Raw genomic sequence first — 13,099 nt, 5'->3', positions numbered from 1 at the left:
AATTAATAGACGAAGGTGGAAAGTCAATTTCATCTTTTGCGCTCAGACAGTTGCCAACACGCAGGTACGTTTTCTTTACAAAACTTTACAACGTTGCACCTGGTGACACGAACCTTCGATCTACGCCGTTCCAGAAGGCAAAAGTTCCATTTCTTCTAACCGATAAGTAAGAAGCTCACAAGACACACCGTAATAATGAGCTAGAATAAATAAATTAGTCGGTGTAAATTTTTGATTTTTATTTTCACGGCACATATCATAAAACCGCTTTAGTAAACCACTCGTTGGCATCAGGAAATATTTTGAAAAAGCTTCAGCAAGTCGGTCACTTTCTGGCATCCTTTTGTATTGTCCCTCAATTAAGCCAACCACAGACTTACGTCGGTGAGCTAGAAAATGTAGATATCCATGCGCTAGAGACCAACGTCTTCTTTCTTCAGGATGATTAGCATTAATTGCCATACATCCACCAAGCTTTTCATCATAAGTGTAGACCTCCGAATATTTTGATGGCATCTTCAAGTAAAAAATGCGCAGTCCGACACTCTGCTCCAAGGTGTCCCGAAGTAAAGGAATAGGTCCATCTCCAAGTCCTAGTCGTTGACGCTCTCCAACTGCAATAGCTTCGGCAGTACGTTCTATTGGCATCCTACTCACCTCATACTCGCGAGGATAGTTTTGTGGAAGCGGTGCATTCATAATCTCCTCAAGCTCTAGGTAATTTTGACAAAACTTCTCCCATTGCTCAATTACAGATTCAACCTGAAATTTTTCTACTTCATTTTGCCGATAAGCTTTCTGGAACCGCACCTTAAAAGGTTCAATTACTGGGCGAACGCGCACAAAATTACTGACGGATATTCCGTAAGCACGAGCAAGTTTAATTAGTTCGGTTGCCTTCACACGGCGTTCTCCTTTTTCAATGGCAACCATTGTGGTCCTTGCAGCATTAATGACTTTTGCAGCTTCAGCTTGGGTCATACCGCATTTATTACGAGCTTGTTGGAGTTGCTCTCCCAAATGTCGTAGTTTGATGTTGTCAAGGACATTGTTAATTAGGATATTGTTCATAAATGTTACTGCTTGCGTAAGGATAAGATGTTAGAATAGAGTTCCGTTTGTAGACATAAAATTATTAAGTTATTAAATTATAAATTATGAAGTATTTAGGTGAAAGTTTTGACTATTATGATCAACTTTTTGAAGTTGAATTTATCAACTCAAAAGTTAGCTTTAATAATATTACCTGGATTTATAAAAGTTGTTATCTCAAAAGAAGTATACATTATAATAGAGATTTTTGGTATCTTTTGATCGACAACGAAATTAGCAAGAGTTTGATTCAAAGGTTTAAGTTCAGCTCGAAACTTATTCGTTTTGAAAATATACCTATCGTACAAAGTAAAGTAGTAATTAAGCTTGATGATAGTGATGAAGTTGTGATTAATAAAATCCGCAAACAAATTGATTGGAAATTATCAAGAATAAACGCAAATACTCTTGTAGGAAATCCTAAAAGTTTTGAATATCTAGAGAGAGTATACTTAGAAGAACATTTATTCGATTTGTGGTATGAAGAACACAAAAAAGATTTAGATGAACTATTTCCAATTACAGCAGCAGATAAAGAAATTAATTTTAACAGGAGGAATGAAATAGAAAAACGCTATTTGGAATGGTTTAGAAGTATATCAAGTCCCATGTATAATTAAACAATCATACTGTAAAATAATTCAACAATAAGAAAGTATGATTGAAGATTATAGGAATAAAGCAATAGTATTATTAGTATCAATAATAATCGGATTAATATTATGCTTTATAGCTGGATTTATATTTGGAACGTTAATACCCAAAATAGCTGCATACGGAGTTTTGATATTAATACTAATACTAATATTAGGAAATATTATTAAGTATTGTTGATCAATCGTAGTGAATTTCCTACTCCCTCGGAAAAACCTGCTAAATTGGAAGTAGAAAACTGGCAGTTACCCACAATTAAGAAACCTATTGATTTTGGAATTCCACGCATAGTTAGGTTGACTTTTAAACATCTATACGTTAAGTTTATTCAATAACCAATGAATATTTAGTAATAGATAATTGACAGCTAATTAATTTTGCATAAAAATACCTATTAGATGCAACCCAATGGAATTACACCATTGAGCTATTGCTGCATCTATGCGATCGCAGTTACTTTCCGTTTGTATCTTAGATAGATTTAAGCATATTTACTTCTTTCCCTTCTCTTAAATCTCTATGAAATGCTATGTGTCCTTCATAGATAATCAGATACTCTTCGGGACTACACTTTTTAACCGCATCAGACCAACAGCCTCCATAATCCAGGCTTGTGATATCTTCAATACTTAGGTCATCGCATTCATACATACGATCTTCAAGCCATATTTCAAATAGCCTATAAAGATTCACTCTACTCATGCTGTACCAGCAGCAAAGGTAAGTTTTCTCAGTCCACTCTTTCATTTTTCCTTCCTATTTAGTACAATATGAATGGAAAATCAAGGAAGCAAGCATATGTAAATGTGAAGTTTACCTGCTTTTGTCTTCCAAAACAACCCGATACAACAATCTTGTATTTTGTATTCCAAAGTTATTTTCATTTTGCATAAAACCTTTAAAGAGGTAGTTCGAGTTGTTGCACCTGATTCCAATAATTTTCCCAATATTGCCAATCTGGCTCCCACCAGATTAGAGTATATCTGGATTGCGGGAGTGGCGGTATTTCATGCACTTTCTTAGTTTCAAATTGATAGATAGTACCAGCTTTGCAAGAATGCGGTGTCCCATCATGCTTGAACAAAAAATCGGTGGTACTCAAAGAATATCCGATTTTCCCGTACCCCGTGGCATCTCGATGTGGTTTAATACCACCTCCTTTTTCGTAGTAGCACAGCAAAGATATTTTCCAATTTTGGCAATATTTGCTCGCTAGTTTGTCCATCCGTTCGTCTTTGTGCGCGGGCAAATAGAGAGGAGGTTTGTCCAGGGTCACGCTCCATCCTAAAGTCAAAAATATTCTTTTAAAATCTAACTTGTACCTACCCCGACGCATTAGGCGGTGCTTGCTTTCGCACCAATCCTGGAATGAGGAAATATTACTAATTTTGCCAATGTCTGTAACCATTTTTCTTTACCAACTACCGCTAGATAAATCTCCGTATGCTCCTGGTGGGATTTGCCAATTACGCACATATATTGGCAAATCAAAGTAATTGATTTGAGCTAACCAAAAAGGCTTACTCAGACCAATCTGATTCTAAATCGGGAGAGTCCCCCAATATCATCTCCCAAGCAGCCATTGCCTGATATAAAGCTCTCTTTTCCTGGGGATGTGTTGCTCCAAAGAAATCATATCCTTCTCTGACCGTATAACCTGCAAGTCGATACATTTCTCTGGCTATTTCGTTGATTTTATCGCTTACTAACATTTACTCGAACCTCCTTAAAATCAATTAATTGTGACTGGTGACTGTAAAAATTGTGTGAATTGCCACATATACTAAGATTCAGCTCCAACCAATAATTTATCTTGCTGTCCTCCGCTGATAATTTGCCGGATTTCAGAAGCAGACAAACCATCCAAACATTGCATTTTTGCAGTACCTTGGCAATCTATCAGGCGATCGCTAAATTGCAAGCATTCAGATAATTTTTCAATACTATTATCATCCTCAGTCCTCTCTCTCCAATGCCATTCAAGACTATAGTAGACGGCTGTTTTTTCGTCCTGTAAGCTTTTCGAGTGCTTTATGTATTTGGGTGCAAAAACCCCCAAAGCTGGATTGATACCTTTGGACTGCAACTGGACGATTAGGCGATTAAAGTCTGATAGGGAGCGGGTTTTAATATAGGATACCATTACACAATTGTCCGGAATATCCTCTGAACTACCGGGTTCAGCAACCAGAAAAATTTGACCCCATAATTCATTACTTGTACTACCCAAGTCCCCAAACCATTTACTAAACTTGAGGATTGAACAGTGCAATTTACCACCTGCTGGACTATCACCGAGCGTCCAAACTCCCCCTTGACAGTTGTTGCGAAGCCCGATAGCTAAATCGGGTACGAGGATCGAGTTTTCTGCTACTTCTCCAAATACATTAAATGTTTGCATGGTCTAATTCTCCTTAAAAAATTGTTTTGGTTGTTATCCTTCCGAAAATAGGAAGGTTTTTTGTCAATTTGAACTACCAATCATTTCTAATGCGATTCCCACCGCTTTAAATAAATCTGGTGTGACCCGTGCTATAAATTGCCAATCCTCTGTAGGACTGATGTAATATTGATTCCCACATTTCTTGAGATAACAGTATTGTCTGATAGTTCTCTGGATTTTGCACTGACTACCAGCGCTACCTTTTACCTTGTAGGCTTTAAACCCCCAGGGCAAATAATTGGCTACCTTACTACCTAAACTGATTTCCTTGGGATGCCTAAAGATTTCCTTCTCTTGGATTTCTTTCCAGATGGCGTCAAAGTAAGGTTTTAGATAGTCTGGGTTGTGTGACCAGTTGGACTGGTAAATCTGATGGCGATATACTAATTCGATATAGTCGCCGTGGTAGTAATTCCGGTGGTATCCAAAATAATGCCCGTTGATGTACCCGTCATTGGGGTGCAAATCTTTTGACCACTGGATACTCAAATGTAGGTCTGGTCTGAAAATAGGATGCTTGATTGACTTATGTGTGATGAGCTGGTAGTTGATGTCCGACGCTGCCATGAAGGCTTCCAAGTCTAAATCATATTTTGCAAGTTCGTTGATTAGTGTGGGTGTGATATCTAGATGACTGCCAAGATGATAACAAGCTCCAGCCTCAGTTCCATAATGCCAAACCTTTAGAATCAATTCGTTATGTTCGACTCGAAACCCTTCTAATTGCTCAATCTCAGCAATGATTGCATCTAGCCAGCTAGGATCGTCGTCATCGTACAAAAAGCTAAAATCAAAATCATCTGGAATGTAAACATAGTCATCCAAGGTTTCCGCCTCGTCTAGGGTGGAGGCGGAATCATTACGCGCCTCAGATGACTTGATTATTTTTTTAGGCCCAGTCCTTTGGAAAATATCGTGTATCCGCTTGCTGGAATATATACATTTTTACCATCCCAGACAACGTGTACTGTCCCATCTTCTTTGACGAAGTTCACCTCAACAGTTTTACCGTTAGCGATGCTATCTTTGGTATGTACTTCAATGATGTCGCCTGCTTCGACGCTTGGTTTGGATGCTGGCTCCTCTGGCAGTTTTCCAGTTGGTGAGCAACTTTGGGCCTTTTTGGCGGGACCTAGTCCTGTGAAGTTATTATTAGCTATTTCCTGGGCTGTAGGTTGCTCTGGTTCTGGTTGTGCTTCTAATGCAGCTTCTAACTTAATCACAAGGTCAGGAGGGCAAGGTTTTTGAGACTTTGCATCTACTCCTTTGAGCGATCGCTTATCTACTATCTTGAATGTGTCATGCTTTACTAAGTAGATAACCCGCTTGGAATCCTCTACTTGCTTGCCATATAAGTAAAAACCTACATACCGGGCTATTTCTAGCTTCCCTAGAGCGTTGTGCCAACCAACTAAGTCAAAGGGTAAGGCAGCTCGCTTGGAATCCGCGACGACGTTGATGCACTTTATGAGATTCCGCTCGGCATGGGTGCAGCTTTCCCAAATCTCAAGAGCCTTAGGAGCACCTATGGATGCTTTAAATTCCTCTAATTCTGATTTGTTCTTTTTGCTCAACAATTGTTGCTTCAGTTGCGAGTGCGTGGGGTCAGGTTTTTGAACCATTTCTACTTGCTCAACATCAGCAGCTTTTAAAGTTTCGACAGTAGCCTTAGCTGTAGGCTTGTTTTGCTGCTGAACTTTGCCTACTTCTGATTTTTTAGATAAGCAATAATTTTCAAGAGTGATAGATTTACCTTCGTTCACATCCTTTAGGAGTAAAGGTAAATCTAATGCGTAAGTCCTAATCAAGTTTTCTTCAAGCTCGGTAGTGCTTAATAAATCACCTTTGTCGGTAAAAATCATTCCTAAAGATTTGCCTTGAATTTCTATGTACATAGCTATCTTGGGAATGCCTCGGGTCTTTGAAAATTCAAAAGTATCCAGTTCTGACAATACTTTTTCAACCAGAGCAATTTTTTGTTCTTCGTCGTCGGATTGAATCGGTGATACTACAGATTGTACCTGCTCATGTCCAGAAGTCCATGCGGAAATTTCTTGTTCCGTAGGCTGATTTCTTTGAGAGAGTTGGTCATGTGCCTCAATTAATTGAGCTATTTCTGCTTCAGATGAGTATGGAGATTCAATTTTCTCAATCTTTTCAATCTTTTCGTTATGTAGCGTATTTTGTGGAGGAGCTTCGCCGAACAATGAATCATAAGCTTCTACCACATCTTGAGGAGTAGTTTCAGAATTAAAATCACGCTTGAGATCATCAAATTGGATACCATGCTCTTTAATCAAATAATCAGATAAAAATGTATCCCTCCAAATCTGTGAATCTGAGAGGCCATACTTGCCTATCATTTTGTTGCCATAACCCACTGCTACAGTATTGCCAATGCGACCAAATTTCAGTTTGTATTCAGAAGCACTGTCTAACTTTTCTGTTAATGTATCAAGTAGGTCAAGCTCTTGTTCAATTTCAATTCGTACTGGCCCTGTTGTGCCTGCTTCACTCTCGGAGAGCTTGAGGCGATCGCTTACCAGTAGTTTGTAATCTGGATACTCAGTCAGTAATGATTCTAGTTCTGCAACAACTGACTTAATCTTGGTATCAGCTTTTGTTAGCTCAGTCAGTCGGGATTTTGCTTTCTTGAGTTGAGTCTCTAAAATACTGACCAACTCTTCTTGCTTGATAATTGTTTGGGATTTCAGTAACATAATGTTTGCCTTCCCGGTTCCTTGTTTATGGACTATGAAGGACATTTAAAGGACATTGCCTCAACTTTGGTAGGAGCGGGCGGTGTCCTTTTTTTTGTCCTATAGCTAGTAATCAATCCAGCTATATTTATTATTATAGACCGTTAACAAGTCTATGTCAACTCTTTACAGAAAAAAAATTTTTGTGTTATTGTTAGGCCATAGTCCGTTAACATGACAAAGGAAGTAGTCAAAATGTCAGCCCCACTAGGAAATAAAAATGCAGAATCAGCTTGGTTCCCGCCCGTTGATCCAGAAGAGCGCACGGTATTTGTTGCGGGCCGGATAATCGAAAGTCAGAACGAAGCCCTTGAACGCATAATCAAGCAGAGAGGTATAACAAAATCAGCTATAATTAGAGAAGCTATAGGGTTTTGGTTAGAATGTCAGGAGGAAATGGCAGATAGTGCTTCTGCTGGTAAATAGTGTTCAATAAAAAGCACTAACAATAAGCGATCGCTCTTGTCTTTTTTTTGCATCTGTTTTTCCGGTAGCATTTGCTATCGGAAAGCTTGTTTATAGCTAAAGGGCGAACGCTGAAATATTTGGGTTGCCTCAAACGCAACTCCACAACCACCCTCCGTTTCAAACGGCAGTTGTGGAAAGCAAGATACAGCAAGCATTCCAGATGTTTGCATGGCAAACGGTGGTATTTTGTGGTTGGTTTTAGGGGAGAAAAAAGGTGAGATAGAATGGCCTAAATGGTTGCCTCATAACTATCGAGAATTGTGTGGAAAAACTGAAAATAATAATGAAGAAATAGATGCAGATATTATCTTTTAAATGGCTTAAATATTCCGAATAACACTAAACATTTCAGGCAAACTTTTTAGCGCAGCGACCCAACCGACACCGCACTGACTTGTTTTTGTATTTTGGCAAGTATGTTTTCTTGCGGCCGTGTTGGGGAAAAAGTTTAGCTGGCGGCCTGAAATGTGTTCGCCGACTACGACTATAGTATTTCTAGTTAGTAGCAAATTGAATGAGCAATACACGCACGCATTTATTCGCGTTATTATTATGTATGTATAAACTTGAGGTAGTAACTATTTAAGATGAATTTTAATTTAACTAATATTTTAAAAGTCATGTTAGTTATTCCTATTTTCCTGTGTAGCTTTGTAGTGCTTTATTTTCCTGGAATAATCTTATCAATATTATTTCGTTATATAGGATTGTATATATCAGGTTGGATATTGTATATATCAGACTGGATATTGTACATATTAGAATGGCAAAGCAAAAATATCGGACGTTTTCTTGTGTTGTTTTTTGGAATAACATATTATGTAGAGGAAGCAGAGCTAGCTGGTAAGATAACTTCAGCATATATTTACGCCACTTCATTTTCTGTGTTCACAATGTTACTAACAATATTGGTAGTGATTGTTTATGAAACAATAAAACTAATAGAGGCTAAGTCACCTCAACCAGAGTTATATGCAAGTATCGGTCAAATATTTGGTTTTTTGATTGTATTATTTGGGACTAACAAACTGGCTAAATTATTTTTGCGTTGATATGATATATGATATATGTAAAGACTTGAAGCAGCGACGTAATGATTTTTTTAAAATATATACTAATAGTACCTATAATAATTAGTGATTTAATAGTTTTTAAAATTCCTGGAGCAGTATTAATAGAAATATGTGAAAGATTAGAATTATACAAGGAATTAAACTATATATTAGATATCTTAGAATGGTCAAACACAAAGTTTAGAGATTTGATATTATGGCTATTGGAAATAGATAAAGAATTAGAAGATATAGAAAAAACTATTAAATTAGTAGAAATAATTGGAGCAAGTACAATAATAATAATATTTGCAATAACAATTTATGAAATAGCAAAGAAAGTACTATAAACTATCTAAAAATTTTATTATGTTTAAAAAATTAATTATGTGGATGAAGAAGATTATCGCCGGAGAAATCTCACGCAACTTAATCGAGGTGAAAGTCGTTTAAAAGTGTTGCCCGCCAAGAAAAATAAAATGCTTGATAAAGCTCATAATTATTGTTGAGTATCAAAAATCTAAATTCTGCACCGCCCGTTTTTTAGTCTCCTCACCCCGTCGATCATACTTCGCTGTAGTAACGGGTGAAGCATGACCTGCTAATTTCTGAACAGTCACAATATCTACATTAGCATCCAACAAGTCAGAACAAAATGTTCTCCGAAAATCATGGGGGCTAAACTCCTCAACACCCGCCTGTAGAGCGCGCTTCTTCAAAATCTTTAACACAGCATCAGGACACATCCTGCGCATCTGTAAGTTGCCACCCTTATTAACCGGACACAATAACGGCCCAGGTATTTCTCCTCTTACCTTTAACCAATTTTCCACAAGCGCGATCGCACTTTCTGGCAAATAAACCATTCTATCCTTACCTCCCTTCCCCAGACGAACCAGCACCTTTCCGGTTGTGGGGTCAAAATCTTCTGTATCTAAATTAACCACTTCAGCTCGACGCAAACCCGTACCCCGTAGGATAGCAATTATTGCAGTATCTCTCACATCTATTGGTGCATCTGACTGACAAACCTCCATGATGCGTGTAATTTCACCACGGGTGAGGGCGCGACCTCTAGGTTTTCCTGGAACTCTCATATTCGGTAAATCAATTGCGTGTGAATAGTCTTTTGGATCGATTAAATCCAAACGAACAGCCTCTTTTAATACCCGCCTCAAAGCACAAAGCATTTTATTGACAGTGGATGGGGAATATTTTTGTCTAAGGGCCACCTTGAGTGCAGCGGTGTGTTGGTAACGGAGTTGAGACCAATCAAGGGTAATGGCATCACACTCACCCCTCGTCAGTAGAGAGGCCATAGTGTTGAGAGACTGTCTCATAGTGACAACAGAACCAGGACTTAAAGAGGCCAAATAAACCCCCACAGGATGTTGGTTAAGAGGGACAGGGACAGTGAGTTTAAGGTGGCCTTGGTCAGTTCTAGAGAGAATTTCCATGATAACTCTAATAGCTCTTCAAAAGTGCAATTATCAAGAGTTATTTTGTCACAGTTTTTATCCTCTTTTTATTACCTTTGAATTCTCTCTAGTTTGAGATATTTTTAATACTTTTGCGTGTCTATGTATTTATTCTTTACTGCTTTCTATATTTTATTCTAGCACGATTACTTGAGTTTTTGTTGTTTGTATAAAAAATAAATTAGTTAGTAATGGCTTAATTATATCTACTGAAAATTTAGCCATAAAAGTCTGTAAATTAGATTAAAAGGCCACGAAAATTATTTGACTTGTTGAATTTATCGTCAGGTTCAAAGTCTTGGCCTACTGGATAAACAATGTCCAATCTGGATGATTCACCACTTGGTGAATCGTCTAAAAATTAACAATTAAAATTTATTCAGCAAAGCATAATTCTTGACAACAGCTAAATCGATTGATAAAGTTGCTCTTAGCAACTTGTGGCTCAATTTCACAATATCTAGTCTTTTGGTAATTTTTCCTAGACAAAAGTTATAATTTCCTCTCCTACAACTCTCCCTTTGAGGAAGAAGTAACTATTAATTGTTAGTTGCGATCGCTTTGGCGATCGCTGCTCAACTTTATTCTTTTCCTTCTCCCTTCCCCTCATAAACTTCAACAATACCTAACCCAACCTCATAAACACTATCAATTAATTCATCTGGTTTAACTACTTTCACATGACCGCCAAACCCAATAACCCAACTTAAAAAATTCACATCTTTTAAACACCAACAAGGTAATTCCACTCGAAACTTATGGGGAAAACGTCGATTTTGTGTACCTGACAAACGGAAAACTTTTTGATACTCTTCATCTTTGACAAAACCACTACCTTTAGGAGGAGGTGACATTTGCAATTTTCCCGATGGAAACCGTTTGGTTTTTTCACACACAAACTTAAATTTTTCTTCATCAAACCACAATTCAATTGTTACTATTACTTGCTTTTTATCTAGCTTTTTCTTACTTAAAAATTTACTTTGGTCGGCAGCAGAATAACCTAAAAATATCCCGAAACTAGCATCTAAAAGTTTTTGTAATCGTTGTAAATTTCGGAGCTGTTGTTGCTGTGGGCGAGACTTGCTTAAATGTTGACTAATATATAACCTATCTAGACGTTCAAACCGTAACAAACCATCTGATGAACCTCCCTCACATTCAAAACCTAAATACCAAGCATTATTGAAAAAGACTATCTGCAACAACCAAGCAGCAAATGTTCCTTCGGCATCTCCAGTAAATTTTCCTTTACCTTTTAACCGCCCTAATTCAACTAATTTTCCTTTGATAATAATATCTTCTACTACTTCGAGTTTCCGAGATAATACATTTTCCGAGAGCAAGTCTAAATCTATCATCGACTGATGAGCGATCGCTCTGACTGGATAAGGTTGAGAAGTTTCTAATTTAGAATAACCCATCCGTTGGGAAAATTGCCGATAAATAGATAAAGCCACGGGGTCTTCCATACTTTTAACTTGCGCCCGCAATACATCCTGCAAGCATTTCAATTCATACCGCGACAAAATTCCTGTACCTGCAAAATAGCCGTGACGCATCGGAAAGTCTGGTAATATTTGAAATGGTTTGAGAATATTTTCTACATCTTTACGAAATTGGTCGCGACAGTCTCCCCCCATTCCTGGTTGTTGGGATAAGGTTTCTGCTAAAACGTCTAAACTTTTCTTGTCGTTTTCTCTGAGAAATGGTCGGTTTAATATTAGACGGATGGCTGTTATTAACCTTTTAAATGGAGCAACATCTGAGTAGGGATGAGCAATAATATCTGATTTTCCATCATATATATCTGAACAGTTATTATTTTCTTCATTATAATTAAGCTTCTCTGTTTCTGACTTCTGAGTTTTGTCTTCTGGCTTACTCAAAGGTAGTATCTCTTCATCTAACATGGCAGCATCTACAGTTTGCCTTTGTGCCACGATACCGTTAGTTTCTAACCAGACTAAGTCAGTGGCGATCGCTTCTGTATCTGCATAAATTTCTCCTTTTAATAAGGCCATAACTCCTACTATCTCAGCAAGAGCGTCAGGAAAGTCAGGTTGCTCTCCAAATATATTGATTAGTACATCGGGTGTGGTTTGTTGTAAATTGCCGAGACCGGGATATTGAATGAGTAGAGAGATTAAATGTATCAGGCGATCGAAGTCTTTGAGTCGGGAGTAGGAATGAAATTCTAGGGAGGAGGTGCGGTTTTTGCGGTTAATATTACTGCGGGTGAGGGAGTCGATCTTTTGCTGTATTGTTTTAGGGTTGAATGTGCTGTTGTGAATAGTATGTACTGCTGCAAAGCCTTCTGCTACTATGGGCGGAAAGTTTTTTAGAGATTGAAACATTTTTTCTATGATTTTTTCTGGAACTTGACGGGTGCGCTGTTTGTTCCATTCTAAGCAGATAGCTAGAGGGGTTTTGATGTGCCATGCTATCCAGTAACAGTTTTGTTGGGGTAGTTTTTCTAGTATGGCCATGCGGTAGGGGCGGTAGGCGTTGGTGGCATCGTAAATGACGGGAATGCCTGCGGTGATGCTTTCTGATATTTTGGTTAGTACGATGGTTTCGATGTCGTGCCAGTTTCCTTGGATGGTTTCGTTGCCATAGAGTTTGGAGCGTATTGCGTCTGTGGAGACGGTGGTGTAGTTGTCTTGGGTTGCGAGTTGGGTGGCAAAGGTTGATTTGCCTGATGCTGGAGTGCCGATAAGGAAGTGACAGATTAAAGGTTTGTTCATTTGTGGTGTCTCTGAATGTATCAGTTTTGCAGCGTTAAATTTTTGGTTTTGAGATGTGAAATTATAGCGAGCTTATCTTTAAGTATAGCAGATTGAAATTGGTATCAGCCACAAAAAAAGCTAACTTTTGACAGTTAGCTTTCTTTTTTTGATTAATCAAATTTTTGTATGGATGGAAGCGCCGGGTGCATTTTTTACTGCAAGTGTTGTCGTTTCCATTAATTCCGCTTCGGGTGAAGCACTAGAGCTTTTTTCTTTTTAATCTCCTGTTCTCTAGAGATGTTTCCATTAATTCCGCTTCGGGTGAAGCACTAGAGATCACCAAAACATAACCAGCTAATGCAATACGTTTCCATTAATTCCGCTTCGGGTGAAGCACTAGAGGGGTTTTACATTTCAGAAAATT

At 38.1% G+C, this 13,099-nt stretch carries 16 protein-coding genes and 1 CRISPR repeat array; of the genes, 6 read left to right on the top strand and 10 right to left on the bottom strand.

Annotated features, from left to right (window positions below):
- Window positions 1-120 precede the first annotated feature (120 nt).
- Entirely contained in the window at window positions 121-1,071 is a 951-nt protein-coding gene (locus F6K15_RS27750) for an XRE family transcriptional regulator (protein WP_293067227.1), read from the bottom strand.
- Between the two features lie 86 nt (window positions 1,072-1,157).
- Between F6K15_RS27750 and F6K15_RS27745 the strand changes: the two genes are divergently transcribed.
- Both F6K15_RS27745 and F6K15_RS27740 read left to right on the top strand, forming a co-directional pair.
- Window positions 1,158-1,712 (top strand): hypothetical protein, encoded by a 555-nt coding sequence (locus tag F6K15_RS27745; protein WP_293067224.1) that lies wholly within the window; start codon window positions 1,158-1,160, stop codon window positions 1,710-1,712.
- Between the two features lie 207 nt (window positions 1,713-1,919).
- Window positions 1,920-2,081, top strand: a complete 162-nt coding sequence (locus F6K15_RS27740; RefSeq protein WP_293067221.1) for a hypothetical protein — start codon at window positions 1,920-1,922, stop codon at window positions 2,079-2,081.
- A gap of 136 nt (window positions 2,082-2,217) precedes the next feature.
- On the opposite strand, the gene F6K15_RS27735 is transcribed toward F6K15_RS27740, so the two are convergent.
- The 6 genes from F6K15_RS27735 to F6K15_RS27710 all read right to left on the bottom strand — a co-directional run bounded on the left by F6K15_RS27735 (window position 2,218) and on the right by F6K15_RS27710 (window position 6,909).
- Window positions 2,218-2,493 (bottom strand): hypothetical protein, encoded by a 276-nt coding sequence (locus F6K15_RS27735; RefSeq protein WP_293067219.1) that lies wholly within the window; start codon window positions 2,491-2,493, stop codon window positions 2,218-2,220.
- A 151-nt stretch (window positions 2,494-2,644) separates the two neighbouring features.
- Window positions 2,645-3,154 carry a hypothetical protein gene (locus F6K15_RS27730; protein ID WP_293067216.1) on the bottom strand — a complete coding sequence of 170 codons (510 nt, stop codon included), beginning with the start codon at window positions 3,152-3,154 and terminating at the stop codon, window positions 2,645-2,647.
- A gap of 112 nt (window positions 3,155-3,266) precedes the next feature.
- Window positions 3,267-3,458 (bottom strand): hypothetical protein, encoded by a 192-nt coding sequence (locus tag F6K15_RS27725; RefSeq protein ID WP_293067213.1) that lies wholly within the window; start codon window positions 3,456-3,458, stop codon window positions 3,267-3,269.
- Window positions 3,459-3,529: 71 nt separating this feature from the next.
- Window positions 3,530-4,147, bottom strand: coding sequence for a hypothetical protein (locus F6K15_RS27720; protein WP_293067210.1), 618 nt, complete (start codon window positions 4,145-4,147; stop codon window positions 3,530-3,532).
- A 63-nt stretch (window positions 4,148-4,210) separates the two neighbouring features.
- A complete protein-coding gene (locus F6K15_RS27715) occupies window positions 4,211-5,014 on the bottom strand; it encodes a hypothetical protein (protein ID WP_293067207.1) in 804 nt (267 codons plus the stop codon).
- 56 nt (window positions 5,015-5,070) lie between these two features.
- The gene (locus tag F6K15_RS27710) at window positions 5,071-6,909 is read right to left on the bottom strand and encodes a hypothetical protein (RefSeq protein ID WP_293067204.1); all 1,839 of its coding nucleotides are present in this window, start codon (window positions 6,907-6,909) and stop codon (window positions 5,071-5,073) included.
- A gap of 234 nt (window positions 6,910-7,143) precedes the next feature.
- Here F6K15_RS27710 and F6K15_RS27705 point away from each other — a divergent pair, with 234 nt between their 5' ends.
- Window positions 7,144-7,374, top strand: a complete 231-nt coding sequence (locus tag F6K15_RS27705) for a CopG family transcriptional regulator (RefSeq protein WP_293067202.1) — start codon at window positions 7,144-7,146, stop codon at window positions 7,372-7,374.
- A 74-nt stretch (window positions 7,375-7,448) separates the two neighbouring features.
- Here the strand turns inward: F6K15_RS27705 and F6K15_RS27700 are convergent, their stop codons facing one another.
- The gene (locus F6K15_RS27700; protein ID WP_293067199.1) at window positions 7,449-7,586 is read right to left on the bottom strand and encodes a hypothetical protein; all 138 of its coding nucleotides are present in this window, start codon (window positions 7,584-7,586) and stop codon (window positions 7,449-7,451) included.
- Here F6K15_RS27700 and F6K15_RS27695 point away from each other — a divergent pair.
- The 3 genes from F6K15_RS27695 (at window position 7,585) to F6K15_RS27685 (ending at window position 8,818) form a co-directional block, all read left to right on the top strand.
- Window positions 7,585-7,731: a hypothetical protein gene (locus F6K15_RS27695; protein WP_293067196.1), complete on the top strand. Its 147-nt coding sequence runs from the start codon at window positions 7,585-7,587 to the stop codon at window positions 7,729-7,731. The two genes, F6K15_RS27700 and F6K15_RS27695, sit on opposite strands and share 2 nt — an antisense overlap.
- Before the next feature lie 272 nt (window positions 7,732-8,003).
- Window positions 8,004-8,468 (top strand): hypothetical protein, encoded by a 465-nt coding sequence (locus F6K15_RS27690; protein ID WP_293067193.1) that lies wholly within the window; start codon window positions 8,004-8,006, stop codon window positions 8,466-8,468.
- 41 nt (window positions 8,469-8,509) lie between these two features.
- Window positions 8,510-8,818 carry a hypothetical protein gene (locus F6K15_RS27685; protein WP_293067190.1) on the top strand — a complete coding sequence of 103 codons (309 nt, stop codon included), beginning with the start codon at window positions 8,510-8,512 and terminating at the stop codon, window positions 8,816-8,818.
- Window positions 8,819-8,980: 162 nt separating this feature from the next.
- On the opposite strand, the gene F6K15_RS27680 is transcribed toward F6K15_RS27685, so the two are convergent.
- Window positions 8,981-9,925 carry a tyrosine-type recombinase/integrase gene (locus tag F6K15_RS27680; RefSeq protein WP_293067188.1) on the bottom strand — a complete coding sequence of 315 codons (945 nt, stop codon included), beginning with the start codon at window positions 9,923-9,925 and terminating at the stop codon, window positions 8,981-8,983.
- A 602-nt stretch (window positions 9,926-10,527) separates the two neighbouring features.
- Window positions 10,528-12,693 (bottom strand): AAA family ATPase, encoded by a 2,166-nt coding sequence (locus tag F6K15_RS27675; RefSeq protein ID WP_293067185.1) that lies wholly within the window; start codon window positions 12,691-12,693, stop codon window positions 10,528-10,530.
- Between the two features lie 210 nt (window positions 12,694-12,903).
- Window positions 12,904-13,077: a CRISPR direct-repeat array (repeat unit 36 nt; unit sequence GTTTCCATTAATTCCGCTTCGGGTGAAGCACTAGAG).
- Between the last annotated feature and the right edge of the window lie 22 nt (window positions 13,078-13,099).

This window comes from Okeania sp. SIO2B3, from assembly GCF_010672525.1.
Classification (GTDB): Bacteria; Cyanobacteriota; Cyanobacteriia; order Cyanobacteriales; family Microcoleaceae; genus Okeania.
This window is presented reverse-complemented; position numbering and strand designations above follow the sequence as displayed.

Excerpts from the sequence above, each read along its gene's own strand:
- F6K15_RS27745 (WP_293067224.1), top strand. The coding sequence starts at position 1,158 with ATGAAGTATTTAGGTGAAAGTTTTGACTATTATGATCAACTTTTTGAA.
- F6K15_RS27735 (WP_293067219.1), bottom strand. The coding sequence starts at position 2,493 with ATGAAAGAGTGGACTGAGAAAACTTACCTTTGCTGCTGGTACAGCATG.
- F6K15_RS27705 (WP_293067202.1), top strand. The coding sequence starts at position 7,144 with ATGTCAGCCCCACTAGGAAATAAAAATGCAGAATCAGCTTGGTTCCCG.
- F6K15_RS27685 (WP_293067190.1), top strand. The coding sequence starts at position 8,510 with ATGATTTTTTTAAAATATATACTAATAGTACCTATAATAATTAGTGAT.
- F6K15_RS27690 (WP_293067193.1), top strand. The coding sequence starts at position 8,004 with ATGAATTTTAATTTAACTAATATTTTAAAAGTCATGTTAGTTATTCCT.
- F6K15_RS27750 (WP_293067227.1), bottom strand. The coding sequence starts at position 1,071 with ATGAACAATATCCTAATTAACAATGTCCTTGACAACATCAAACTACGA.
- F6K15_RS27730 (WP_293067216.1), bottom strand. The coding sequence starts at position 3,154 with ATGGTTACAGACATTGGCAAAATTAGTAATATTTCCTCATTCCAGGAT.
- F6K15_RS27700 (WP_293067199.1), bottom strand. The coding sequence starts at position 7,586 with ATGCAAACATCTGGAATGCTTGCTGTATCTTGCTTTCCACAACTGCCG.
- F6K15_RS27710 (WP_293067204.1), bottom strand. The coding sequence starts at position 6,909 with ATGTTACTGAAATCCCAAACAATTATCAAGCAAGAAGAGTTGGTCAGT.
- F6K15_RS27675 (WP_293067185.1), bottom strand. The coding sequence starts at position 12,693 with ATGAACAAACCTTTAATCTGTCACTTCCTTATCGGCACTCCAGCATCA.
- F6K15_RS27680 (WP_293067188.1), bottom strand. The coding sequence starts at position 9,925 with ATGGAAATTCTCTCTAGAACTGACCAAGGCCACCTTAAACTCACTGTC.
- F6K15_RS27720 (WP_293067210.1), bottom strand. The coding sequence starts at position 4,147 with ATGCAAACATTTAATGTATTTGGAGAAGTAGCAGAAAACTCGATCCTC.
- F6K15_RS27695 (WP_293067196.1), top strand. The coding sequence starts at position 7,585 with ATGGCAAACGGTGGTATTTTGTGGTTGGTTTTAGGGGAGAAAAAAGGT.
- F6K15_RS27725 (WP_293067213.1), bottom strand. The coding sequence starts at position 3,458 with ATGTTAGTAAGCGATAAAATCAACGAAATAGCCAGAGAAATGTATCGA.